At 67.9% G+C, this 24,263-nt stretch carries 24 protein-coding genes and 1 tRNA gene; 13 read left to right on the top strand and 12 right to left on the bottom strand.

The features are described 5' to 3' along the window. Positions 1–27: 27 nt before the first annotated feature. From ACQ4LY_RS15190 to ACQ4LY_RS15165, 6 genes are all read right to left on the bottom strand, one after another. Positions 28–549: a hypothetical protein gene (locus tag ACQ4LY_RS15190; protein ID WP_431072803.1), complete on the bottom strand. Its 522-nt coding sequence runs from the start codon at positions 547–549 to the stop codon at positions 28–30. A gap of 77 nt (positions 550–626) precedes the next feature. After that, positions 627–1,460, bottom strand: coding sequence for an endonuclease/exonuclease/phosphatase family protein (locus ACQ4LY_RS15185; RefSeq protein WP_431072801.1), 834 nt, complete (start codon positions 1,458–1,460; stop codon positions 627–629). Then, on the bottom strand, positions 1,457–2,212 hold the full coding sequence (locus ACQ4LY_RS15180; RefSeq protein ID WP_431072799.1) for a glycosyltransferase family 2 protein: 756 nt from the start codon (positions 2,210–2,212) through the stop codon (positions 1,457–1,459). The genes ACQ4LY_RS15185 and ACQ4LY_RS15180 overlap by 4 nt, the downstream gene beginning before the upstream one ends. Before the next feature lie 214 nt (positions 2,213–2,426). Beyond that, a complete protein-coding gene (locus ACQ4LY_RS15175; protein WP_431072797.1) occupies positions 2,427–2,759 on the bottom strand; it encodes a hypothetical protein in 333 nt (110 codons plus the stop codon). A gap of 86 nt (positions 2,760–2,845) precedes the next feature. Beyond that, positions 2,846–3,784 carry a helix-turn-helix transcriptional regulator gene (locus ACQ4LY_RS15170; RefSeq protein ID WP_431072795.1) on the bottom strand — a complete coding sequence of 313 codons (939 nt, stop codon included), beginning with the start codon at positions 3,782–3,784 and terminating at the stop codon, positions 2,846–2,848. Beyond that, on the bottom strand, positions 3,765–4,517 hold the full coding sequence (locus tag ACQ4LY_RS15165; protein ID WP_431072793.1) for an exonuclease domain-containing protein: 753 nt from the start codon (positions 4,515–4,517) through the stop codon (positions 3,765–3,767). The genes ACQ4LY_RS15170 and ACQ4LY_RS15165 overlap by 20 nt, the downstream gene beginning before the upstream one ends. An 80-nt stretch (positions 4,518–4,597) precedes the next feature. Between ACQ4LY_RS15165 and ACQ4LY_RS15160 the strand changes: the two genes are divergently transcribed. Continuing rightward, a complete protein-coding gene (locus ACQ4LY_RS15160; RefSeq protein ID WP_431072791.1) occupies positions 4,598–5,497 on the top strand; it encodes an alpha/beta fold hydrolase in 900 nt (299 codons plus the stop codon). Here the strand turns inward: ACQ4LY_RS15160 and ACQ4LY_RS15155 are convergent. Continuing rightward, the gene (locus ACQ4LY_RS15155; RefSeq protein ID WP_056307813.1) at positions 5,469–5,942 is read right to left on the bottom strand and encodes an Lrp/AsnC family transcriptional regulator; all 474 of its coding nucleotides are present in this window, start codon (positions 5,940–5,942) and stop codon (positions 5,469–5,471) included. The genes ACQ4LY_RS15160 and ACQ4LY_RS15155 overlap by 29 nt on opposite strands. A gap of 168 nt (positions 5,943–6,110) precedes the next feature. Between ACQ4LY_RS15155 and pdhA the strand changes: the two genes are divergently transcribed. From pdhA to ACQ4LY_RS15140, 3 genes are read left to right on the top strand one after another with little or no spacing between them, the layout of a single operon-like run. Next, a complete protein-coding gene (gene pdhA / locus ACQ4LY_RS15150) occupies positions 6,111–7,226 on the top strand; it encodes a pyruvate dehydrogenase (acetyl-transferring) E1 component subunit alpha (RefSeq protein ID WP_431075700.1) in 1,116 nt (371 codons plus the stop codon). A gap of 2 nt (positions 7,227–7,228) precedes the next feature. After that, the gene (locus ACQ4LY_RS15145) at positions 7,229–8,239 is read left to right on the top strand and encodes an alpha-ketoacid dehydrogenase subunit beta (protein WP_431072789.1); all 1,011 of its coding nucleotides are present in this window, start codon (positions 7,229–7,231) and stop codon (positions 8,237–8,239) included. Then, positions 8,236–9,588, top strand: a complete 1,353-nt coding sequence (locus ACQ4LY_RS15140; RefSeq protein ID WP_431072787.1) for a dihydrolipoamide acetyltransferase family protein — start codon at positions 8,236–8,238, stop codon at positions 9,586–9,588. The genes ACQ4LY_RS15145 and ACQ4LY_RS15140 overlap by 4 nt, the downstream gene beginning before the upstream one ends. Here the strand turns inward: ACQ4LY_RS15140 and ACQ4LY_RS15135 are convergent. Beyond that, entirely contained in the window at positions 9,581–10,174 is a 594-nt protein-coding gene (locus ACQ4LY_RS15135; protein WP_431072785.1) for a TetR/AcrR family transcriptional regulator, read from the bottom strand. The genes ACQ4LY_RS15140 and ACQ4LY_RS15135 overlap by 8 nt on opposite strands. A gap of 113 nt (positions 10,175–10,287) precedes the next feature. Here ACQ4LY_RS15135 and ACQ4LY_RS15130 point away from each other — a divergent pair, with 113 nt between their 5' ends. From ACQ4LY_RS15130 to ACQ4LY_RS15110, 5 genes are read left to right on the top strand one after another with little or no spacing between them, the layout of a single operon-like run. Further along, positions 10,288–11,841: a carboxyl transferase domain-containing protein gene (locus ACQ4LY_RS15130; protein WP_431075699.1), complete on the top strand. Its 1,554-nt coding sequence runs from the start codon at positions 10,288–10,290 to the stop codon at positions 11,839–11,841. Positions 11,842–11,846: 5 nt separating this feature from the next. Beyond that, a complete protein-coding gene (locus ACQ4LY_RS15125) occupies positions 11,847–13,769 on the top strand; it encodes an acetyl/propionyl/methylcrotonyl-CoA carboxylase subunit alpha (RefSeq protein WP_431072784.1) in 1,923 nt (640 codons plus the stop codon). Then, positions 13,769–14,917, top strand: a complete 1,149-nt coding sequence (locus ACQ4LY_RS15120) for an acyl-CoA dehydrogenase family protein (protein ID WP_431075697.1) — start codon at positions 13,769–13,771, stop codon at positions 14,915–14,917. Before ACQ4LY_RS15125 ends, ACQ4LY_RS15120 begins: the two co-directional genes overlap by 1 nt. A 41-nt stretch (positions 14,918–14,958) precedes the next feature. Continuing rightward, positions 14,959–15,447 carry a MaoC family dehydratase gene (locus ACQ4LY_RS15115; protein ID WP_431072782.1) on the top strand — a complete coding sequence of 163 codons (489 nt, stop codon included), beginning with the start codon at positions 14,959–14,961 and terminating at the stop codon, positions 15,445–15,447. Next, positions 15,444–16,250, top strand: coding sequence for an HpcH/HpaI aldolase/citrate lyase family protein (locus ACQ4LY_RS15110; RefSeq protein WP_431072780.1), 807 nt, complete (start codon positions 15,444–15,446; stop codon positions 16,248–16,250). Before ACQ4LY_RS15115 ends, ACQ4LY_RS15110 begins: the two co-directional genes overlap by 4 nt. Before the next feature lie 38 nt (positions 16,251–16,288). On the opposite strand, the gene ACQ4LY_RS15105 is transcribed toward ACQ4LY_RS15110, so the two are convergent. Continuing rightward, positions 16,289–16,876: a histidine phosphatase family protein gene (locus ACQ4LY_RS15105; protein ID WP_431072778.1), complete on the bottom strand. Its 588-nt coding sequence runs from the start codon at positions 16,874–16,876 to the stop codon at positions 16,289–16,291. Continuing rightward, positions 16,873–17,712 (bottom strand): Sir2 family NAD-dependent protein deacetylase, encoded by an 840-nt coding sequence (locus ACQ4LY_RS15100; RefSeq protein WP_431072776.1) that lies wholly within the window; start codon positions 17,710–17,712, stop codon positions 16,873–16,875. The genes ACQ4LY_RS15105 and ACQ4LY_RS15100 overlap by 4 nt, the downstream gene beginning before the upstream one ends. A gap of 95 nt (positions 17,713–17,807) precedes the next feature. Between ACQ4LY_RS15100 and ACQ4LY_RS15095 the strand changes: the two genes are divergently transcribed. Further along, positions 17,808–18,611, top strand: coding sequence for a TrmH family RNA methyltransferase (locus ACQ4LY_RS15095; protein ID WP_431072774.1), 804 nt, complete (start codon positions 17,808–17,810; stop codon positions 18,609–18,611). Positions 18,612–18,618: 7 nt separating this feature from the next. Here the strand turns inward: ACQ4LY_RS15095 and ACQ4LY_RS15090 are convergent, their stop codons facing one another. Continuing rightward, the gene (locus ACQ4LY_RS15090; protein ID WP_431072772.1) at positions 18,619–19,455 is read right to left on the bottom strand and encodes an SGNH/GDSL hydrolase family protein; all 837 of its coding nucleotides are present in this window, start codon (positions 19,453–19,455) and stop codon (positions 18,619–18,621) included. 148 nt (positions 19,456–19,603) lie between these two features. On the opposite strand from ACQ4LY_RS15090, the gene ACQ4LY_RS15085 reads away from it, so the two are divergent. Then, positions 19,604–21,346 (top strand): DEAD/DEAH box helicase, encoded by a 1,743-nt coding sequence (locus ACQ4LY_RS15085; protein ID WP_431072770.1) that lies wholly within the window; start codon positions 19,604–19,606, stop codon positions 21,344–21,346. 160 nt (positions 21,347–21,506) lie between these two features. Continuing rightward, positions 21,507–22,619, top strand: a complete 1,113-nt coding sequence (locus tag ACQ4LY_RS15080) for a VIT1/CCC1 transporter family protein (RefSeq protein WP_431072768.1) — start codon at positions 21,507–21,509, stop codon at positions 22,617–22,619. A gap of 135 nt (positions 22,620–22,754) precedes the next feature. Here ACQ4LY_RS15080 and ACQ4LY_RS15075 read toward each other — a convergent pair. Then, a tRNA-Leu gene (locus ACQ4LY_RS15075) sits at positions 22,755–22,837 on the bottom strand. Positions 22,838–22,949: 112 nt separating this feature from the next. Between ACQ4LY_RS15075 and ACQ4LY_RS15070 the strand changes: the two genes are divergently transcribed. Then, positions 22,950–24,245: a M20/M25/M40 family metallo-hydrolase gene (locus tag ACQ4LY_RS15070; RefSeq protein WP_431072766.1), complete on the top strand. Its 1,296-nt coding sequence runs from the start codon at positions 22,950–22,952 to the stop codon at positions 24,243–24,245. The last annotated feature ends 18 nt before the right edge of the window (positions 24,246–24,263 follow it).

Raw genomic sequence — 24,263 nt, 5'->3', positions numbered from 1 at the left:
AGGAGCGTGCCTGAAACGCTCCCGCATTCATCCGTGTCGGGAGACGCCGTCTGTCGATGACGGTCTTTGTAGAGATTTCCTGGCGAGGACGACGCCGGCGGCGGCTCCGCCCAGCGCACCGAAAGCCATATCGCCGATCGTGTCCTGATAGGCGACGAATATCTCGTCGCTGAGGTAGGCCCAGCCCACCCACTCGATCATCTCCCATATCGCGCTGAGTGCCAGCGCTACGACCGGCGCCAGTACGAGCGACGTACGCGGTCGAGCGCCCGTGTCGCGAGTCATGCGCACGACATCCGTGCGGCTGAGGATCAGCGCGGCGACGACGGTCAAGACGCCGGTGCAAAGCAGATGCAGCAGCAGGTCCCAGCCCGGGATCGTCCTGTAGAGATCGAGGACGTTGCTCCACGCGGCGATGAGCACGGTGGCGCACACAGTGACGTCGAACCAGCCGCTGACGCCCAGGGCACGCGGCAGCATCACAGCAGGAAGGGCGAGCGCTGCGATGCCGGCGTCCGTCGGGGCGAGCCAGATCAGTGCGAACGCCACCCCGATGACCCCGAGGACACGTAGGGCGTCGGCTGACCACTCCGAGAAGGTGCGAGGTGGTCGAAGGAAGTCCTTTTTCACGATGTCCTTCCGTGCAGATCCAGCACTGCCTGTACTGGGAGGTGATCCGACGGTGTGATCCCGCGGAAGGTGCGGGCGTTGACGGCTGCAGCACGCACGCGGATGTCGTTGCTCACGAGCAGCCAATCGATGCGCCGGCCACCGAGTCGCGGTCGTCTATACCCGCTGTGGGTTCCCCACGCGGGTGTCAGACGATCCTCGGCGGCGCTCCATGAATCGATCAGGTCGGCCCGCGACACGAGTGTGCGCACGGCCCCGGACCGAGCGCCGGCGTTGAGGTCTCCCATCACGACGGTCGGAAGTCCGCGCGTGCGGGTCAGACCGGCGATGCACTGCGCGGATCGTCGCCGAGCGAGTGACGAGATGTGGTCGAGGTGAGTGTTGATGATCAGGAATCGAAGGCCGTCCGATCTGTCGGAGAACTCAGCGGAGACGAGGATGCGAGGGAAGAGAGTGCCCCATGAGCGGCTGCCGGCCTGCTCGGGCCGCGCTGAGAGGGGTCGCTGTCTCCAGTCGCGCAGTTCGAGCCGCGAGGCATCGTAGACGATGGGCGTTCCCTCTCCGGTGCCATCGCGATTGCGCCCTCGGCCGACGAACCGGTAGTCCGGACCGAGCGCCTCGGTGACCACTTCGAGTGACCGGGGGAGCACCTCCTGCAGCCCCAGCACGGTCGGCCGCTCCGTGCGGAGCATCTCCGCGACGGCCGGTCCCCGCACGCTCCACCGATCGCGCCTCGGGCGTGGAGGACCCTCCATCGCGCGTCGGATGTTGAAAGACATCAGGTGCAGTCGCGGTGCGACGACGGGTCCGATCAGCGGCTCGGCGATCATCGTGTGCGCCGCCCCGTCGTAATGGACAGCCGACGGCGGAGCATCAGTCGCCCCCACCGCACGGGTGGGAAGTCGCGTGGCCAGTGCACGATCACGCTCCGAACGCCGCGGTGAAGACGACGGCCGAAGTGACCGGCGGTGAACGGCCGCATCGACATCCCCATGGAGGGAGACGAGAGCCGAGCGATGCGGTGGCCCTCGCCGAGGTGGAACGCGAGATCCAGGTCGTCGTGGATGTCCGGATCCTCGCGATGGACGTCGGAACGCACTGCCTGCCACGCCGTCCTGCGGAACGCGAGATTGGAACCGAAGAGGGGCAGGTGACCGAGAGTGATACTCAGCAGGCTCCTGTACGCGCCGAGATACAGGCGTGCGAGCGGGGTGCGCAGCGTCTCAGGACCGTCGGTGAATCGCGCATCCCCGGTGACGGCACCGAGTCGCTCGTCGTCGTGGAAGGCCGAGACGACAGCGGCGATCCAGCGGGGATCCGGTTCGCAGTCCGCGTCGAGGCGGAGGATCAGATCACCGCGAGCGGCATCATATCCGGTGGATGCTGCGGCGGGAATACCGGGTTCGACGCAGCGGAGCACGCGCGCGCCCCAGTTCAAGGCGACGGAGGCAGAGGAGTCCGACGAGCCGTTGTCCACCACGATGATCTCGTCGGCGGGCCGGTTCTGAGCGTGCAGAGCTTTCAGACAGCGGGCCAAGAGCGCCGCATCGTCTTTGACGGGGACGACCACTGAGGTGGTCAAGGGACGGGACGAGTCTCTCGTCGCCGGCTCGGCGCTGGCCTGCTCTCCGCCTGTCTGCCCCTCGCCCGTTCGACGCTTGCTGCGTGCCATCATCGGTGAGATGCTCTCACCGGCTGATGCCCGGCGCGAGGGACTTGACACCGGAGGCTGCGTACCGAAGCCTCTGTCGAAACCAGAGGCCAGAGGCCAGAGGCCAGCGGTCAGAGGCTAGCGGTCAGTGAGCTTCTGCGGCCTCGACATCTGGCGAAGGGTCGAACACTTCGTCGACGAGCGTGATGCCGCCGCTTGAGTTCGCCGAGTGAGCGAGATCCTCGATCCATCGACGGCTGAGCTCGGGCGCCTCGCTCTCGTCGAAGACGAATCGCAGAGGGATCGAAGGATGCAGCCAGACGGTGGAACGGCCTTCCGCGTCGCCGTCAGGGTGCTTCCACGTCAGCGTAAAGCTCTCATTGCGGCGTAACTTCGTCGCCACGACGACCTTCAGGTGCGCGAGCGCGCGATCTTCGATATGGATCGGCTCTGAGCCGCCGTAATAGAGAGAACCCATATCTCGGAATATATGCGTCGGCGCTCAGCGGTTCTCGCGCGCTTGCCGCGGCGCGCGACGGGTGCGAACAACCTGTTCGCGTAATGTCATCGACGATGTCTCGCGGCAGTCACAGAAGGAAGCACACCGAAGCTCTCTCGATAGGCCGCGGCGAAGCGGGAAGGGTGCGAGAATCCCCATCGGCGCGCCACCGAGGCGACGGTCGCCTGAGAGCCCGATCGCAGGTCGCGATGCGCTCCGTCGAGGCGTGCCTGCCGCAACGACTCTGCCGGGGTCGTGTCGAGCGCGCGTCGAAAGGCATACTGCAGGCCCCGAGTCGAGATATGCACGGCCGCGGCGACGTCGTCGACAGTGATCGGGCGGTGCGAGTTCTCGGCGATGAAGTCGAGGGCGCGACGGACGGTCGCGGGCGCCGGTACGCTCTGCGTCGGCCGATGGCGCGGGAGGCGACTCGTCGTCGCGAAGGCTGCGAGTGTCGTCGCGGCCGCGTGACGGGCGAGCTCTCTGCGCAGCAGATCGTCATCGTCTGTTCCGTCGGTGAAACCTGCGGCACTCTGCTCGAGATACGCGAACATACGATCCCAGGCCGCACCGGCGTGCGCTGAGCGCGGAGACAGATCGTCGATGCGGACTGAAATGTCGTCATCGCCGCTGATCCTCTTCGCAAGGTCAGTCAGGGTGCTTCGCTCGAAGACGAGCGCCGTGACCCTGGCGCCCGCATCCCAGCGGGCATGCACTCTCGGGCCGTCGGATATCCAGGGGCGACTCGCGTCGAGATCGCCTCGATCGGAGTACACCCGGACGCCGGGACCGTCGACGCGGCAGACCAGGACCTGGTCCTGAGGCTCGGCTGTTGATCGCACCTCCGCTGCGAGGTCGTAGCGCACGAGGCTCGCGGCGCCGAGATCGGCAGAGTGCCAGTCGAAGCGGAACCGCTGCGGATCGACGTCATGCAGCACTGCGGACGGGACGAACTGCTTCCAGGTGCTCTCCACACGCGAGACGTCACTGGTTCGGAATCGCATCGCGGGTCACCTCCTCGATCGACCGACGGGCGCGCACCGGCCAGGTGCCATCGAGGCGATCTTCGGGGTCGAGTCGTCCGATGCGGATGAAGTACTCGGTGAGGCTCGCTGCCTGAGAACGCGCCCATCCCACCTGCCGGGTGTGCAATTCGTCGAGCGTCTCGGGCAGTGCGAACTGGCGCGCGAGTGCCTGGGCGACACGGCCGGCCGCGACGGCATCGGCTGCGGCCTCGTGCGCGTCTTCGAGTTGCACCGCGTAGAGCGCGGCAACCACCTGGAGTGTGCGTTTGCCGGGACGGTAGCGGTCGTACGCCTTGTCGATGACGAGCGGGTCGATGATCGGCGACGGGTTCTCGAGAGGGGCGATCCCATGTCGGTGTGCCTCATGCGCCAGGAGCGAGAAATCGTACGCGGCGTTGTACGCGACCACCGGAACGCCCTGCGACAGCAGCGAGCGAAGAGCTGACGTGACCTCCGCGACGACCTCGCCGACGGGACGCCCGAGTCGTCGGGCGTGCTCGGTCGTCACGCCGTGCACTGCCGTTGCGCCCTCGGGGATGGCGACGCCCGGATCGGCGAGCCAGTCGCGCGCAGCGATCTCGCGGCCGTCCACATCGAGCAATCCCACGTGCGCTGTCACGACGCGATCGTTCTCGACATCGACGCCCGTCGTCTCGAGATCGAACACGCCCACGCGGGTGATCCAGTGCGGGAGGGGAGGAGCCGACGGCATGGTCTCACCGTAGATCCGGGTACGGACATCCGGATGGAGGCACACGGGGAGCATCCATTCGTCGACCCTAGAATCGGAGCATGACCGTGCCCTCGCCCTACGCCGACCGCCTGCAACGCCTCCCGGTCGAGCGGCGCGAGGCGGAGGTGCGCGGGGGGACCACGGCCTACTGGGAGTACGGCCCCGCGGATGCCGAGGTGTCCGTGATCGCCGTGCACGGGTTCCGCGGCGATCACCACGGCCTCGAGTCCGTCCTCGCGTTCCTGCCGGAGGCGCGTGTCATCGCCCCCGATCTGCCCGGATTCGGCGAGACCGCGCCCGTGCCGGGGCGCACGTACGATCTGGCCGAGTACGTCGCATGGCTCACGGAGTTCGCCGCAGTGATCGCGCCAGGTGCGGTCATCCTCGGACACTCCTTCGGTTCGATCGTCACCTCTGCAGCGGTCGCGGACGGCCTCGAGACCCCTCGCCTCATCCTGATCAACCCGATCGGCGCTCCGGCGCTCGAGGGACCGAAAGGCATCATGACCCGTCTCGCGGTCATGTACTACGCCCTGGGCGCTCGGCTGCCCGAGAAGCTGGGAACCGCGCTGCTGCGCAACCGTCTCATCGTCAGGGTGATGAGTGTGACGATGGCCAAGACCGCCGACCCTGACCTCCGCCGGTTCATCCACGATCAGCACGACACCTACTTCTCGCGCTTCGCGGACCGCGATGTGCTCCGCGACGCGTTCATCGCGAGCGTCTCACACGATGTGAGCGAGTTCGCCGCGGCGATCGACGTGCCCACGCTGCTGATCGCCGCGCAGCGCGACGACATCACGCCGATCGAGGTGGAACGAGAGCTGGTGACGCGCTTCGATCACGGGACACTGGTGGAGATAGCGCACGTCGGGCATCTGATCCACTACGAGACGCCCGCCGAAGCGGCAGGTGCCATCCGCCGCTTCCTCAGGATTCCCGCCGCGCGAGGCCGATGAGTCCGGCGACCCGGAACGGGATGACCTCGCCCATCGCGAGCGACGTCTCGGTGCGTTCGACGCCGTCGATCGACAGGATGCGGGCATCCGTGTCGAACAGATGCCGCGCGTCGCGGCAGGCGACTCGCGCGAGCAGGTCGATCGAGCCGCTGAGCCCGTGGGCCTGCACGACCTCCGGGATGCGCGCGAGCTCGTTGATGATGCGAGGCAGCTCGGTCTGACGGACCCCGATGCTGACGAACGCCTGCAGGGGGAACCCGAGGACATCGGTGGAGAACGAGCGCTCGTAGGACATGAACACGCCGGTCTGCTCCAGCCGCGCCATGCGGGCCTGGATCGTGTTGCGTGACAGCCCGAGATTCTCCGCCAGGGCGACGATCGTGACCCGCGGGTCATCGGCGAGAGCTGCGAGAAGTTCCAGATCGATACGGTCAAGTCCGGCCATAGTGCCAAACCATAGCAGGGGCGCACGGGCTCGAATTGGGCAACATGCTCAAGGCGATCGCGCTTGCTTGAGCGAGGTGATGAGCGGACGTACGCTCGAGTGAACCGGCGAAGATGCCGGGGCCGCGCGTAGAACCCGTGACGTCGGCCACTGATGAGGAGGACGATGATGTCACCGCAGATCACCCCGATCGCCGACACCGCACAGGATCTCGAACTCGCAGAGCGCATCCTCGCCCCCGACGGCACCCGCATCGCGAACCCCCGGCTCGACACGTTCATCACCGACATCGATGCGGCATCGCTGCGGGCGCTCCACAGGGACATGATCATCCTCCGGCGGATCGACGCCGAGGGCGTCGCCCTCCAGCGGCAGGGACAGCTGGGGCTCTGGGCGCCGTGCCAGGGTCAGGAGGCGACGCAGATCGGCACAGCCAGGGCGCTCGCGCCCCAGGACTACGTCTTCCCGAGCTACCGGGAGACCGGTGTGATCTACGCTCGCGGCGCCGAGCCCGGCGATTACGTGCGCATGTGGCGAGGGGAGGAAGGGGCAGGGCACGACCCGGCAGCGCTTCGGGTCGCACCGCTGCAGATCATCATCGGCGCACAGACCCTGCACGCAGTGGGCTACGCGCTGGGCATCCGCCATGACGGCGCCGACGAGGTGGCCGTCACCTACTTCGGCGACGGAGCGACGAGTCAGGGAGACGTCAACGAGGCGATGATCTTCGCTTCGTCCTATCAAGCGCCCGTGGTCTTCGTGTGCCAGAACAACCACTGGGCCATCTCGGAGCCCGTGTCCGTGCAGTCGCAGTACCCGATCGCCGGCCGCGCTCCCGGATTCGGGATCCCGAGCCTCAGGGTCGACGGCAATGACGTCCTCGCCTGCATGGCCGCGATGCGCTGGGCGCTCGCGCATGCTCGCTCGGGCAAGGGCCCCGCCTACATCGAGGCCGTGACGTACCGGATGGGACCCCACACGACGGCCGACGATCCGACTCGCTACCGCGACGAGGACGAGCTCGATGCCTGGCGTCGTCGTGACCCGATCACCCGACTGGAAGCACACCTGCGCGCGATCGGCGAACTGAGCGATGAGCAGGTGGCGCAGACGCAGGCAGCCGCCGACGTCGTCGCCAGAGAGATGCGTGCGGAGTGCCTCGGCATGGTGACGCGCCCTCCGCTCTCCGTGTTCGACGGCGTCTACGCCGAGCCGCACACCGGGCTCGAACGGCAGCGCGGCGAGTACGCGGCATATCTCGCGTCCTTCGAAGGCGAGGCGTGACCGTGACGGAGCTCACTCTCGGAAAGGCCCTGGGGGCGGGCCTGCGCCAGGCGATGCGTGACGACGAGAGGGTCGTCCTGCTCGGGGAGGACATCGGGAAGCTCGGTGGCGTCTTCCGCATCACCGATGGACTGCTCGACGAGTTCAGCGCCTCGCGCGTCATCGACACCCCCCTCGCGGAGTCGGGCATCGTCGGCACGGCCGTCGGCCTCGCGTTCCGCGGCTATCGGCCGGTCGTCGAGATACAGTTCGACGGCTTCGTCTATCCCGCCTTCGATCAGATCGTCGCGCAGGTCGCGAAGCTGCACTACCGCACTCAGGGGCGTGTGAAGATGCCGATCACCATCCGCATCCCGTGGGCGGGCGGCATCGGCGCGGCAGAGCATCACTCCGAGTCGCCCGAGGCATACTTCGTGCACACGGCTGGACTCCGCGTGATCGCGGTGTCGAATCCCGAAGACGCCTACCGCAGCCTGCGTCAGGCGATCGCCTCCGACGACCCGGTGATCTTCTTCGAGCCGAAGCGTCTGTACCACCACAAGGGCGAGGTGGACCTCGAGGCACCGCTGGCGGATTCCGCACCCATGGGCCTCGCCCGCGTGGTCCGACACGGCACGGATGCCACTCTGATCACCTACGGCGCCATGGTCTCCACGGCTCTGCAGGCCGCAGAGGCCGCCGAGGACGAGGGGATCTCGCTCGAGGTCATCGACCTGCGTTCGCTCTCGCCCGTCGACTACGACACGGTGGCGGCCTCCGTCCGTAAGACAGGACGTGTGGTGGTCGCTCACGAGGCGTCGCGCGAGGTGGGCATGGCGGCGGAGATCATCGCGAGCATCACGGAGTTCTGCTTCGAGTACCTCGAGTCCGCGCCTCTCCGGGTGACGGGCCACGATGTGCCGTACCCGCCAGCAAAGCTCGAGAAGTATCATCTGCCGGATCTCGATCGTCTGCTCGACGCGGTCGATCGGGTGCTCGATCGTCCGAACAGCCTGACGGGAGCGGACGCATGATCGCCGAGTTCCGTCTGCCCGATCTGGGGGAGGGCCTGACCGAGGCCGAGGTGGTCCAGTGGCTTGTCGCTCCCGGAGACGCTGTCGCGCTGAATCAGACCCTCGCCGAGGTCGAGACCGCCAAGGCCGTGGTCGAGCTGCCCTCGCCGTACGAGGGCGTCGTCTCGACACTCCACGCGGAGGCGGGGGAGACCGTCGCCGTCGGCTCGCCCCTGATCGCCTTCGACGTCGACGGGGCGGAGGAGCCGCCCGTCGCGACTTCGCCCGCAGAGGAGAAGGCGCAGCCCAACCTCGTCGGATACGGCGCTGCGCCATCGGCATCCGGACGCCCGGCTCGGCGCGCTCGGCGTGCGGGAGGCAGGACTCCGGTCACGGACACCGCGGTGCTCGAGGCGGCACCGCACGATGCATCGCCGACCGTGAGCGTGGAGACAGTCATCGAACGTCCGCGCTCGACTCCGCCCGTGCGGGCCTACGCGAAGCGCTTGGGGATCGATCTCGTCCTGGTCGCGGCATCGGTGGGCGATCGCGTCATCACGCGCGACGACATCGACGAGCATGCGGCACGCGTCGGAATCCGTCCTGAAGAGAACGTGGCACCGCGAGGCGTCGCGCTCCCGGACACCGCGGCTGCGCTGCACGAGGGCGTCCGCGAGACGCGGATCCCGATCCGCGGGGTGCGCAAGCACACCGCGGCCGCGATGGTCGAGAGCGCGTTCACGGCGCCGCACGTGACGGTGTTCCACACCGTGGACGTCACCGCGACGATGGACCTCCTCGCATCGATCAAGGAGGATCGCGGTCTTTCGGCGCACAGAATCGGCCCACTCGCGGTGGTCGCGAAGGCCGTGTGCCTGGCGTTGACACGGACGCCAGGGCTGAATGCGCGGTGGGACGAGCCTGCGGGAGAGATCGTCCAGTACCACTACGTCGATCTCGGGATCGCAGCGGCCACCGAACGGGGCCTCATCGTGCCGAACATCCGCGACGCCGATGTGCTCACCCTCGTCGGCCTCGCAGACGCGCTGAAGACCCTGGCAGAGACCGCGCGGTCTGGGAAGACCTCGCCGGCGGAGCTGTCGGGCGGTACGTTCTCGATCTCGAACATCGGGGTGTTCGGAATCGACGCCGGCACGCCGATCCTCCCGCCAGGGCAATCCGGCATCCTCGCGGTCGGCGCGGTCAGGCGTCAGCCGTGGGAGCACCGGGGCGAGATCGCGCTGCGCCAGATCATGACGCTCAGCCTGTCGTTCGACCACCGTCTCGTCGACGGTGCAGAAGGAGCGCGGTTCCTCAAAGACGTCGCGGACGTTCTCGAAGCGCCGGGGCGGGCGATGCTGCTCAGATAGCGACGCGCAGCGCCGACTCCGCCATCGCGGCGAGCACTGTCGCGGTGGTGGATCGCTGGCGGGCGGCGGCGCGCGTGCTGTGCGGGGTCGAGTTGATGAGGCCGAAGCACGCCTGCACGCGCAGACGCAGCTCGTCGGCGTCGGCATCGACGAGTGGGGCCAGCGTGCTGATCCACAGCTCGATGTAGGCACGCTGCAGACGCCGCACTTCGGCGTGATCGCGGGCATCGAGTTGCGCGACATCCCTGTCGTGCACGCGGATCACGTCGGCATGACCGAGTGCGAAGTCCACGTGGAAGGCGACGAGTGCGCGCATCCGATCCTCAGGCGTCAGCCCCTCGGACGCCACGCGGGTTCCGCCGGTGACGAGGTCGTCGCTCACCTTGACGAGAACCGCTCCGAGCAGCGACTGCTTCCCGGCGAAGTGGCGGTAGACGGCGGGGCCGGACACCCCGACTGCAGCCCCGATGTCCTCGAGGCTCACACCGTTGTAGCCGCTGTCGGCGAAGAGTCGCGCGGCCTCGCGGAGAATCGCGTCGGAGCGCTCTGCCTTGGCGCGATCTCGCGCGGTGACGGGGCTTGTCATCTCAGTTAATCCTCGCTAACCTGATGCAATCGGTTAGTGAACACTAACCGAAAACGCATCGAGTGCGCCAGAGCGAAGTGGTCGGCGCCACGTGGGTCGAGGAGGACAACACGATGCCCGCAACCCAGCAGTCCCTCGCTGCCGAACTGCACCACCGGCTGACGGTCGTCGCGCAGGGTGGGCCGGAGGCTTCTCGTGAGCGTCATGTCGCGCGAGGAAAGCTCCTGCCGCGCGAGCGCGTGTCCCGTCTTCTCGATGAGGGGAGCCCCTTCATCGAGGTGGCACCGCTGGCGGCCGACGGCCTGTACGGGGGAGAAGCACCGGCAGCGGGGGTGATCGCCGGCATCGGTCTCGTGCACGGGAGGCACGTCATGGTCGTCTGCAACGATGCGACGGTCAAGGGCGGTACGTACTACCCGCTGACCGTGAAGAAGCACCTGCGTGCGCAGGAGATCGCCCTGGAGAATCGCCTCCCGTGCCTGTACGTGGTGGACTCGGGCGGGGCCTTCCTCCCCAAGCAGGATGAAGTGTTCCCCGATCGCGAGCACTTCGGTCGGATCTTCTTCAACCAGGCGCGGATGTCGGCAGAGCGCATCCCCCAGCTCGCAGCGGTCCTCGGCTCGTGCACGGCCGGTGGGGCATACGTCCCCGCGATGAGCGACGAGACGGTGATCGTTCGCGACCAGGGCACGATCTTCCTCGGCGGCCCGCCCCTCGTGAAGGCCGCGATCGGCGAGGTCGTGTCCGCAGAGGAGCTCGGGGGAGGCGAGCTCCATGCCCGCCGCAGCGGCGTCGTCGATCACCTCGCGGAGGACGACGAGCATGCCCTTGAGATCCTGCGGGACATCGTCGCCACACTCCCTGCTCCGCATCAGGCCGCCTGGGAGGTGCACGACAGCCGGGCCCCTGCCGAGCTCGGATCGCTGTACGACGTCGTCCCGGTCGACGTCAACGCGGCATACGACGTGCACGTGGTCATCGATCGGCTCATCGACGCCGACAGCTTCCGCGAGTTCAAGGCGGAGTATGGGAAGACTCTGGTCACGGGGTTCGCCAGGCTCCACGGCCACCCGGTCGGGATCGTCGCGAACAACGGCGTCCTCTTCAGCGAATCGGCGCTCAAGGGCGCGCACTTCATCGAACTCTGCGACCAACGCGGCATCCCGCTGCTGTTCCTGCAGAACATCACGGGGTTCATGGTCGGCTCGGATGCCGAGGCCGGCGGGATCGCCAAGGACGGCGCGAAGATGGTGACGGCTGTGGCGAGCACCCGCGTACCCAAGCTCACCGTGATCATCGGAGGCTCCTTCGGCGCGGGCAACTACTCGATGTGCGGCAGGGCCTACTCCCCGAGATTCCTCTGGACGTGGCCGGCCAGCCGCATCTCCGTGATGGGCGGGGCGCAGGCCGCCTCCGTGCTCTCCACCGTCAAGTCCGACCAGCTCGCCGCTCGCGGAGAAGAGTGGAGTGCCGACGAACGAGCATCGTTCGAGACTCCCATCCGCGAGCAGTACGAGACGCAGGGCGAGCCCTACTATGCGACCGCTCGGCTCTGGGATGACGGCATCATCGACCCCGCCGAGACCCGCGACATCCTCGGCCTCGCCCTCGACGTGGTCGCCCGCAGTCCGCTGCCCGAACCGCGCTTCGGCCTCTTCCGGATGTGACCGCCATGACACTCCAGAACACTCACTCATTCGACGCGATTCTCGTCGCGAACAGAGGCGAGATCGCACGCCGGATCATCCGGTCACTGCGAGAACTCGGCATCCGCAGCATCGCCGTCTACAGCGACGCTGATGCGGATGCACCCCATGTGCGGGAGGCCGACGACGCCGTGCGGATCGGCGCGGCTCCCGCAGCGGAGTCCTACCTCGACATCGATGCCGTGATCGGCGCCGCGCGCACCGCCGGCGCTCAGGCGATCCATCCCGGCTACGGCTTCCTCTCGGAGAGCGTCGGGCTCGCCGAAGCATGCGCGGAGAGCGGCATCGTCTTCATCGGCCCATCGGTCGACGCGCTCCAGATCATGGGTGACAAGGCCAAGGCGCGCGACCATGTGGTGCGTTCCGGTGTGCCGGTCGTTCCCGGGTTCGACGCCCGCGGTCTGTCGGACGCGGAGATCGCCGAAGAGGCCATCGCCGTCGGATTCCCTCTGCTGGTCAAGCCGAGCGCAGGAGGCGGCGGCAAGGGCATGGAGATCGTCGCCGATGAGGCGGCGCTCGGGCAGGCGCTGGCTTCGGCGCGGCGGGTCGCAGCGTCGGCCTTCGGCGATGACGCGCTGATCCTCGAGCGGCTCATCCGGCGCCCTCGACACATCGAGGTCCAGGTCTTCGGAGACGTCCACGGAACGGTGATCGCACTCGGCGAGCGCGAGTGCACTCTCCAGCGTCGTCACCAGAAGGTCATCGAGGAGGCGCCGTCGGCGGGCATCCCGGATGCGACCAGAAGTCGGCTTCTGACCGCGGCGGTCCAGGCGGCAGAGAGCGTCTCGTACGTCGGTGCCGGCACGGTGGAGTTCCTCATCGATGCGGATGAACCGGAGCAGGTCTTCTTCATCGAGATGAACACACGTCTGCAGGTCGAGCACCCCGTCACCGAGGAGGTGACCGGTCTCGACCTCGTGGCGCTTCAGATCCGAGTCGCCGGGGGAGAGCGGCTCGATCAGGCTCCTCCCGTGCGCGGGCACGCGGTCGAGGCCCGTGTGTACGCCGAGTCGCCGGAGCGCGGGTTCCTGCCGTCCACCGGCCGTGTGCTGCTGTTCGATCCGCCGCAGGGCGTGCGGGTGGATGCCGCGGTGGAGACGGGCTCAGAGGTCACGGGCTTCTACGACCCGATGATCGCCAAGGTCATCGCCGTCGCCTCCGACAGGGAGACTGCCCTTCGCCGACTGGACGAGGCGCTGGCGCGCACGGTCGTCCTCGGTGTGGACACGAACATCGCGTTCCTGCGCACGCTGTGTCGCGACTCACGGGTGATGGCAGGAGATCTCGACACGGGGCTGATCGACACTCTCCTGCCTCTGGAGGTCGAGCATCCGACGACGTCGATGCTGGCCGCCGCGAGACGCATGGCCATGCGTGACGGCGCTCCAGGTGCAGACGCCAGGATCGCCCGCCGTGCCGGCGCCGTGTGGGCTGCTGTCAGCGGTGTCGCGGAGCGCGAGATAGTATTCCTCACCGATAAGGACGAGCTTCTCGTCGCGCCCGAAGCGCCAGCCTGTCACCGCCAAAAGATCACCGTCGCCATCGACGGCGACGGCGCGGTCTGGGTGAGCGAGGACGGGCGCACCGCACGACTCCGGCCGATGGATCGCCGCCAGCGCATGCAGCGACGCCTGCAGGCACGTGATGCGCGTGCCGACGCGACAGGACCCGAGGCCCGTGCCCCGATGCCGGGGAGCATCGTCGCCGTGCACGCGGCCGACGGTTCGACGGTGACGGCAGGTACGCCGATCGTCTCGATCGAGGCGATGAAGATGGAGCACCCCGTGCTCGCCCCGCATGACGGGACAGTGAGCCTGCTGGTCGCCGTGGGCGACCAGGTGCGGCGCGACCAGCCGGTCGCCCGCGTGACGACGGAGGAGAACCGATGATGGAAGATCTGAACGACGAGGAGCGCGAGCTCGCCGCGATGGTGCGCGACTTCGCTGACAGCGTCGTCGCGCCGCAGTCCTACGAGGCCGACCGAACGCACACGCTCTCGATGGACGTCGTGGGACAGATGGGCGACCTCGGACTGTTCGGGCTGCCGTTCCCCGAAGAGCACGGCGGACAGGGCGGCGACTACATAGCCCTGGGCATCGCGATCGAGGCTCTCGGTCGCGTCGACCAGTCGATCGCGATCACCCTCGAAGCGGGAGTGAGCCTCGGAGCGATGCCGGTGTTCCGATTCGGAACCGAAGAGCAGAAGCAGGAACTGCTCCCGGATCTGCTCGCCGGTCGTGCTCTTGCGGGCTTCGGGCTGACCGAGCCCGAGGCCGGAAGCGATGCGGGGGCGACCCGCACGACGGCCCGCCTCGACGGGGACGAATGGGTGATCGACGGGTCGAAGCAGTTCATCACCAACTCCGGGACGCCCATCACCCGATTCGTCACGGTCACCGCCGTCACGGGCAGCGAGGGCGGACGCAAGGAGATCTCCACGGTCATCGTCCCGAACGGCACCCCGGGTTTCACGGTGGAGGCGCCGTACGACAAGGTCGGATGGAACGCATCCGACACGCATCCGCTGACCTTCGACGGCGCGCGCGTACCGGCGGGGAACCTCCTCGGAGCGCGGGGGAGCGGGTTCCGGAACTTCCTGAGCATCCTGGACGAGGGGCGTATCGCCATCGCGGCGCTGTCGACCGGCGCTGCGGAGGGTTGCCTCGAGGCGGCCGTGGACTATGCGAAGAGTCGCACGATCTTCGGAAGTGCGCTCAGCACCCGTCAGAACGCCCAGTTCACTCTGGCGCGGATGCGCGCTCGGGTGCATACGGCGCGGCTCGCCTGGCATCATGCGGCGAGGCTGCGCGACGGGGGACGGCCGTTCGCCGAGCAGGCGGCGATCGCCAAGCTCGTCGCGGGCGAAGCCGCCATGGACAACGCCAGGGACGCCACGCAGATCTTCGGCGGAAACGGGTTCATGAACGAGTTCCCGGTGGCGCGTCACTACCGCGACTCCAAGATCCTCGAAATAGGCGAGGGCACCACCGAGGTCCAGCTCCTGGTGATCGCGCGTGCCCTCGGACTCGCCGGGTAGCGTGGCAGCATGCGACGTTCCGATCGACCGAGGGAGCCGAAGTGACCGCGCACGACATCATCCAGCGGGGGCTCTACTTCGAGGAGTTCGACCTTGAGGCCCGATATCTCCATCGACCGGGCCGGACCGCCACCGAGGCCGACAACGTGCTCTTCACGACGCTCACGATGAACACGCAGGCGCTGCACCTCGATGCGGCGTTCGCTGACGCACAGGAGCCCTTCGGCGCGCGCCTGATCAACTCGATGTGGACGCTGTCGACGATGGTCGGCGCATCCGTGGCCCAGCTCACGCAGGGAACGCTCGTCGCGCAGCTCGGCTTCGGCGACGTCGCATTCCCGCACCCGATGTTCGCGGGCGACACCCTCTACACAGAGAGCGTGATCCTCGAGAAGCGCCTCTCGACCTCGCGACCCGGACAGGGGATCGTGACCATCGCCCACACCGGACGCAACCAGGACGAGACGGTCGTCGCCACGGCCGCGCGTTCGGTGCTCGTGCACTGTCTGCCCGACGGGGGAGCCCGATGACCTTCGAACTCGGACCGGCATTGCTCTTCTGTCCGGCTGATCGCCCTGAACGCTTCCGCGGGGCGCTGGAGAAGGCGGATGCCGTCATCCTCGATCTCGAGGACGCCGTGCTTCCCGACGCGAAGGCAGCAGCTCGGGGCAATCTCATCGACGCCGACCTCGATCCCGATCGGGTGATCGTGCGGGTGAATCCGCCGGGGTCGGAGGCATTCGCGTCGGATCTGGCGACGCTCTCCCAGACGGACTTCCGCACCGTCATGGTCGCCAAGACCGAGCGCGCCGAGAGCCTCAGCGCCTTCGACGAGAGGTTCTCGCTGATCGCGCTGTGCGAGACGGCGCGGGGCGTCCACGCGGCCGACCGGATCGCGGCGCATCCGCAGATCGTCGCGATGATGTGGGGTGCCGAGGATCTCGTCGCGTCTCTCGGCGGGACGTCGAGCCGCCTCCCGACCGGAGGCTATCGCGACGTCGCGCGCCATGCGCGGTCGCGGGTGCTTCTGGAAGCCGGCGCGCACGGCAAGGGCGCCATCGATGCGGTGCACATAGACATCGATGACATCGCCGGGCAGGAGGCCGAGGCTGTCGACGCGTCGGCGTCGGGCTTCGCGGCGACCGCCTGCATCCACCCGAGTCAGGTGGCGGTCATCCGCGAAGCGTACGCACCCTCAGCGGATGCTCTCGATTGGGCGCGTGCCGTGCTCCACGCGGCCGAGTCCGAGCGCGGTGTCTTCCGTTTCCGAGGACGGATGATCGATGAACCGGTCCTCCGGCATGCGCGTTCGCTGCTCTCCCGAGCGCGCTGAGGCAGTTCGGAGCGTCGAGTCGCCCCTCGGCCGGCGATTCAGATGAGGACGGACTGATCCAGCAGGCGCAGCACCCCGGGCGACACCTCGAAGCGGTGCGCGGATCCGTTGACGATCGGGTCACCGGCGTGGGGCAGGGTGCCACCGGAAACATGCGAGATGAGCGACCGGATCACGCCGCCGTGAGCCACGACGATCACGGATTCGGCGACAGGCGTCGAGCGTCGACGAGAATCACGAGCGATCTCGTCCAGAGCATCCATCGCCCGCACGGCCACCTCGTCGAGCGTCTCTGCGCCCGGCACCGGCGCCAGCCAGTCGCCGTAGGTCTTCATGTACTCGGAGACGAGCATGCCCTCTCCTTCGCCGAACTCGCGCTCCCGGATGTCCGGCACCAGCACGGGCGCGCCGAGCCCGAGCCGGTCCGAGATGATCTCGGCGGTCTCCCGCGCGCGAAGAAGCGGGCTGCTGTAGATCGCGTGATGCGTGCTCCCCTCGAGACGCTCCGCGGCTGTCCGCGCATCTGCGCGACCCGTCTCGTTCAGCGGGATGTCGGTTGCGCCCTGGATCCGTCGAGCGAGGTTCCAGTCGGTCTGGCCATGACGTACGAGGGTGAGCAGGGTCATTCGAGAAGCTCCTGGAGGGCGGGGAGCACGTCGCTGGTGCCCGCGGCGATGGTGACATCGGCCCAGACATCCGCGCGCGTCGGCTCGCGATTGATGATGATGAGGGGGATGCTGCGGCGGCGCGCGCGCTCGACGAGCCGGACCCCGGAGTTCACGACGAGAGAGGATCCCGCGACGATCATCGCGTCACTCGCGCGGAGCAGCGATTCGGCGGCCTTGAAACGATCCTGCGGGACGTACTCGCCGAAGAACACGACATCCGGCTTCAGCATCCCGCCGCACACCGTGCAGACCGGGACGATGAATCCGTCGGTGCTCTCGGGCAGTACGTCGCCGTCCGGTGCCAGCGCGACGTTCTCGGGCACCGAGATCCACGGATTGCGCTCTTCGATCTGCACCGCGATGTCGCGGCGGTCGAACACCTGACCGCACTTCAGGCAGAGCACCCTGCGCATCGTGCCGTGCACCTCGATGACGTGCGAACTGCCTGCGCGCAGGTGCAGGCCGTCGACGTTCTGTGTGATCACGCCGCTCACCTGGCCGGATGACTCCATCGCGGCGAGCGAGAGATGACCGGGGTTCGGGTCAGCCCTGGCGAACGCGCGCCATCCGAGATGGCCGCCGACCCAGTAGCGACGCCGAGCGGCTTCGTCAGCCAGATATCGCTGGATGGTCATCGGGTCCGAGCGGTTGCGGGAGCCCTCCCCGCGGTAGGCGGGGATCCCGGAGTCCGTCGAGATGCCCGCTCCGGTGAGCAGCGCGATCTTCCGTCCTCGAAGGAGTTCAGCGGTGCGAGCGATGGTGGCCGACAACTCGACCGGACTCGATGCGCTCACAGGACCTCCTCCTGCGAGTCTACGGCGTGAGGGATGACCGAGGCTTCGCGGCCGCCTGCGAGGCGCGCGAAGAGAGCGATGGCAGACTGGAGCGCGTGGAACTGCTGCGCGTGACGAATCCGGACGATCGACGACTGGACGACTATCGCGCGCTCACCGACACGGCGCTCCGCACCGTGAGCGACCCCGCCGGCGGGCTGTACATCGCCGAATCGACCAAGGTGATCGCGCGCGCCGTCGCCGCAGGTCACCGTCCGCGCTCCGTTCTCGTGCAGGAACGACGCATCGACGACATCAGAGCGATCGTCGGCGATCTGGATGTGCCTGTGTTCGTGGTCCCGGACGAGGTGGCCGAGGCGGTCACCGGTTTCGCTGTGCATCGCGGCACGATCGCATCGATGCATCGCCCTGAGCTGCCGACGGTGCATGAGGTGATCGACGGCGCGAACCTCGTGCTGATCCTCGAGAACGTCGGAGATCACACCAACGTCGGAGCGGCCTTCCGGGCGGCGGCCGGACTGGGGGCGGACGCGGTGCTGGTGTCGCCCGGGGGAGCGGACCCGCTCTACCGACGCAGCGTGCGCGTCAGCATGGGGACGGTGTTCCAGGTGCCATGGACTCGCATCACGGACTGGGAGTCGGCGGTCGCGGACCTGCATGCGGCGAACTTCGACGTCGCAGCTCTCGCTCTGCGCGATGACGCGGTGACGCTCGACGCGTATGTCGCCGACCGCCCGGAACGCGTCGCGGTCGTGATGGGAGCGGAGGGCGACGGACTCTCCCGCACGGCTCTGGAGATCGCCGACACGGTCGTCACCATCCCGATGGCAGGCGGCGTGGATTCGCTGAACGTCGCATCGGCCGCGGCGGTGGCCCTGTGGGCGCTCACATCGGGCTGACGCTCGATCAGGGCCGTCGGTCGAGACCGGGGAACACGACCGGCGAGGGCTCCGGGCGCTTCGCCATGATGTGATCGCCCGAGGACTCGTGGCGCAGACGTCGCAGGACCCAGGGAACGAGGTGCTCGCGCGCCCAACCCAGATCCTCGGAGCGTGCCTCTCGCCAGGTGCGGACCGGAAGCGGCTCCGGCTGCATCGATTCGAGATCGTTGGGGACGTTGAGGGCGCGGAGCGCCATCCTCGCGATCTCGTGATGCCCGAGCGGGTTGTAGTGCAGTCGGTCATCGTCGAAGAAGCGCATGTCCTGCACGACTTTGAGCGCCCACTGGTCCGCGACGATGCAGTCGTGGCGCTCGGCGATCGCTCGGATGTTCTCGTTGTAGATCGCGACCTTGCCGCGGAAAGCCCGGAAGACGGGGGTGAACGCCGTATCGACGCCGGTGAAGAGCAGCACGGCCGCACCGGTCGAGGAGAGCCGCGCGACGGCATCCTCGAGCTGCACGGCGATGGCATCCGGATCGGTGCCTGGGCGGATCACGTCGTTCCCGCCGGCGCAGATCGAGATGAGATCGGGGTGCAGATCGATCGCCGGTTCGATCTGGTCGCGCACGATCTGGGCGATGAGCTTGCCGCGCACCGCCAGGTTCGCGTAGGCGAAGTCGTCGACCTGCTGCGACAGCACCTCGGCGACCCGGTCTGCCCAGCCGCGATGATTCCCGGGGTGCGATGGGTCGGGGTCCCCGATGCCCTCGGTGAACGAATCGCCGATCGCGACGAAACGTCGCCACGGGTGCGCGCTCTCGTTGTCGAGATGCGGGGTCCGGGTCGAATCCTGGTCTGTCATCCAGCTCTCCTTCGCGAACGGACGCAGCACATCTATGGCGGCTGCGCAGTGACCGAGCCTACTCGGGTGCGGGCATCCGCGGCGAGGACGCGCGCGGGGAAGGCCGCGAGCGTGCCGAGTGTCCGTGGCAGCGATTATCGTTGTCTCGATGCTCTCTCCGTCCTTCCCACAGCGCGCCCCCTGGGGCACCGCGAACAAGCTGCGCGCGTGGCAGCAGGAGGCGCTCGAGCAGTACTTCCAGGCCGACCAGCGCGACTTCCTCGTGGCTGCGACCCCCGGCGCCGGAAAGACGACGTTCGCTCTGACCCTCGCGGTCGAGCTCATGCGCATGGGCGAGGTGAACCGCATCATCGTGGTCGCGCCCACAGAGCATCTGAAGACGCAGTGGGCCGATGCCGCGGCCCGCGTGCACATCCGACTCGACCCCCGGTTCCGGAACAGCGACTGGGCGCCCGCGCGGCACTATCACGGCGCGGTGGTCACATACGCCCAGGTCGCCGCGAAGTCCTCGGTCCATCGGCATCTCACCGAGGATGCCAAGACGCTCGTGGTCCTCGACGAGGTGCACCACGGCGGCGATGCGCTCAGCTGGGGCGACGCGATCCGCGATGCCTACGGGCCGGCGAAACGGCGGCTGCTGCTCTCGGGCACCCCGTTCCGCAGCGACACCGCACCCATCCCGTTCGTCGAGTACCACCCTGACGAATCCGGGGCGCGGATCTCCCGCACCGACTACAACTACGGCTACGGTCGTGCCCTCGCCGACGGTGTCGTCCGACCCGTGCTGTTCCACATGTACGCGGGCAAGATGCGTTGGCGCACGAGCACCGGCGATGAGCTCGAGACCCATCTCGGGCAGGACAACACGAAAGACGTCACGTCGCAGGCCTGGCGCACGGCGCTCGACCCCGAGGGCGAGTGGATGCCGGCGGTGCTGTCCGCCGCCGACCGCCGCCTCACCGAGATCCGCAACCATGTGCCGGATGCCGGGGGACTCGTCCTCGCCACGGATCAGACCGTCGCCCGCGCGTACGCCAAGATCCTGCACAGCATCACCGGTCAGCGGCCGACCGTCGTGCTGTCGGACGATGCCACCGCATCGGAGCGCATCGAGAAGTTCAGCGCCAGCGAGGATCGCTGGATGGTCGCGGTGCGCATGGTGTCCGAGGGCGTCGACGTTCCTCGCCTCGCGGTCGGTGTCTACGCGACCTCATCCTCGACTCCGCTCTTCTTCGCCCAGGCGATCGGTCGCTTCGTGCGTGCCCGGCGCCGTGGCGAGGCGGCGAGTGTGTTCCTGCCCCAGGTCCCGGTGCTCATGGGGCTCGCGAACGAGATGGACAAGCAGCGCGAGCATGCGCTCGACCGGCAGTCGAAGGACGACGACGGCCTCGAGGACTCGCTGCTCGATGCAGCGAACCGCGAAGAGGAGACCTCAGACGCGCTGACCCAGGAGTTCAGCTATCAGGCACTGTCGTCGGTGGCGCATTTCGACCGCGTCGTGTTCGAGGGGCAGGAGTTCGGCCAGCTCGCGGAGCCCGGCACTCCTGAAGAAGAGGAGTTCATCGGATTCCCCGGACTCCTCGAGCCCGAGCACGTGCACGAACTGCTCATGCAACGCCAGGCGCGGCAGTCCCGCCTGCGTGAAGTCCGCGAGGCTGAGGCGGCCCCGACGGAGACGACGACGCTTCCGCCACCCCTGCACCGCACGCTGCGCGAGCAGCGACAGCTGCTGAACAGTCTCGTCGGGCTGTACGCGCGGCAGAAGGGCGAGCCGCACGGGTCTGTCCACGCCGAGCTGCGGCGCATCTGCGGCGGGCCCGCTGTCGCGCAGGCGACCGTCACGCAGCTGCAGTCGCGCATCGAAGTGCTGCGCAAGCGCGTCCGCACCTGACGCCGGGCCGTTTCGGCACCGACCGATTCGACACCGCGAAAAGGGCCTGGTTCGGATCCCCGAAAAGCTGGCAATCACGGCCTCCGTGCTGTCGGAGAGGTCACCCGAAGCTAGCGTGGAACGGTTGCCCCATTCGGGGTTCCGTCGATCAGGAGACGCCATGACAGCCCCCGCTGCCGCCGAGCCCGCCGCTGCAGAACCCACCGCCGCAGACCGCCGCCGTTGGGCGCGCTATCTCGTCGAAGAGCGTGCAGAGGGCATGGTCTATCAGAGGCTCGCGAATCGACGCACCGGTGAGGAGCGCGAGATCCTCCTCAGCCTCGCCGACGCAGAGCGCCGCCACGAGCAGCACTGGCTCGACCTGCTGGGCGCGGAGCCCGCGAGGCTGCCCCGAGCCGGCATCCGCTCCAGACTCCTCGGCTGGATGGCCGGTCGGTTCGGATCGATCTTCGTGCTGGCTCTCGCCCAGAGCGCCGAGGCGCGCTCTCCCTACGACTCAGAGCAGTACGCGACGCCCGCGATGCGCGCCGACGAGAAGGTCCACTACGAGGTCGTTCGCGGTCTCGCCGCCCGAGGCAGGCGGCGGCTGTCAGGGTCGTTCCGCGCGGCGGTGTTCGGCGCGAACGACGGTCTGGTCAGCAACCTCGCCCTCGTGCTCGGCATCGGGGCCACGGGCGTGAGCTCCGGATTCGTGCTCTTCAGCGGGATCGCCGGGCTGCTCGCGGGCGCACTGTCGATGGGAGCAGGGGAGTTCGTCTCCGTGCGGTCGCAGCGAGAGCTCCTCGCGGCCACCGAAGCCAATGAGGATGCCGCTGCATCCGCGGCTGACCTCGATATCGACGAGAACGAGCTGGCGCTCGTGTACCGCGCTCGGGGGATAGACCAGGAGGAGGCTCTGGCCCGCGCGGGACGCATCGTCGCCGCGGCCCGAGCGGGTGTCGAACGCACCACGACGGGTCCCGTCAACATCAATGCGGGCGATGACCATGAGATCGTCGGCAGTGACTGGACGGCGGCGATCTCGAGCTTCCTGTTGTTCGCCTCCGGAGCGATCATCCCGGTGCTGCCCTGGATCTTCGGTCTCGACGGCGCCACGGCTGTCATCGTCGCGCTGGTTCTCGTCGGCGTCGCTCTGCTGACCACCGGCGCCATGGTCGGAATCCTGTCGGGTGGACCACCCCTGCGTCGGGCCCTGCGACAGCTCGCGATCGGCTTCGGAGCCGCGGCGATCACGTATGCGCTCGGCCTGGTGTTCGGCGTGAGTGCGGTCTGAATCGAGCAGGCATCTGAGCCATCAGGATGCGGGGCGGGCTCTGGGAGGAGTTGCGCCCCGAGCGGAGCCGAAGCGAATCGTTCTCCGCGAACGAAGAAGGCCCCGGATATCGTGAAGATATCCGGGGCCTGTCTGTGCGCGGAGGGGGACTTGAACCCCCACGCCCTTACGGGCACTACGACCTCAACGTAGCGCGTCTACCATTCCGCCACCCGCGCAGGTGTTGGATGTTCGTTGCCGAACGAAGATTTACATTAGCACGAGCTTCGAGGCTCCCTGAAACCGACGGCGACGCCCGGGCGCGCCACGGCATTTCGATAGCCTGGGCACATGACCGATCCGTCCCTTCCCGAGGTCGTTCGCATCGCGAGCGACCTGATCCGCTTCGACACCTCCAACTTCGGCGGAGGCAATGCGAAGGGCGAGCGCGAAGCCGCCGAGTACGTGGGCGCTTACCTGGAAGAGCTGGGCCTCGAGGTCGAGTACTACGAACCGATCCCGCGGCGCACGAATGTGATGGCGCGCGTCGCCGGCCGGGATTCGAGCAGACCGGCTCTGGTCGTCCACGGACACCTCGACGTCGTTCCGGCGATGGCCGACGACTGGACCGTCGATCCGTTCGCCGGAATCGTCAAGGACGGGATGCTGTGGGGTCGCGGCGCCGTCGACATGAAGAACATGAACGGGATGATCCTCACCGCCGTCGCCGACATCCTACGAGCGGGGGAGCAGCCCGAACGAGACCTCGTTCTGGCCTTCTTCGCCGACGAGGAGAACGGCGGGGTCGAGGGTTCGGCTCTCGTCGTGCAGAACAGGCCCGAGTGGTTCGCCGGCGCCACCGAGGCGATCAGCGAGGTCGGGGGATACTCGATCACCGTCGACGACCGCCGTGCCTATCTTCTGCAGGTCGGCGAGAAGGCGCTGATCTGGATCCGTCTCGTCGCGAAGGGGCGTGCAGGTCACGGCAGCCGCCTGCACGACGACAACGCCGTCACGAAGCTCGCCGAGGCCGTCGTCGCCATCGGACGCACTCGGTGGCCGCTGCGGTTGACCCCGACCACTGAGGCCCTGCTGCAGGGTCTCAGCGACCTCACCGGACGCTCTGCGGACGACCCGGATGCTCTGGCAGCCGCCGCAGGTCCCGCGGAGGCGTTCCTGCGTTCGTCGTTCCGCACCACCACGAACCCCACGGCTCTCACCGCCGGCTACAAGCACAACGTCATTCCCGAGCGCGCCGAGGCTCTGATCGACGTGCGCGTGATCCCCGGAACCGAGGACGATGTGCTCGCCGAGCTGCAGCAGATCGTCGGAGACCAGATCGAGATCGAGATCGTCGTGCGCGACATCGGCATGGAGACGCCGTTCGCGGGAGAACTGGTCGACGCGATGGTCTCGAGCCTCGGTCGCCACGACCCTGGGGTGCCGGTGATCCCGTATCTGCTGGGAGCGGGCACGGACAACAAGGCGCTCGCATACCTGGACATCACCGGATACGGTTTCGCTCCGCTGCAGCTTCCTGCAGACCTCGACTTCACTGGCATGTTCCACGGAGTCGATGAGCGTGTACCCGTAGAATCGCTTGTCTTCGGTCAGCGGGTGCTGGCCGATCTGCTGCGCACGTACTGAGCCTTCGGCTCGTCGTCC

The sequence above is a fragment of the Microbacterium phyllosphaerae genome, from assembly GCF_050628115.1.
GTDB lineage: Bacteria > Actinomycetota > Actinomycetes > Actinomycetales > Microbacteriaceae > Microbacterium > Microbacterium phyllosphaerae_A.
This window is presented reverse-complemented; position numbering and strand designations above follow the sequence as displayed.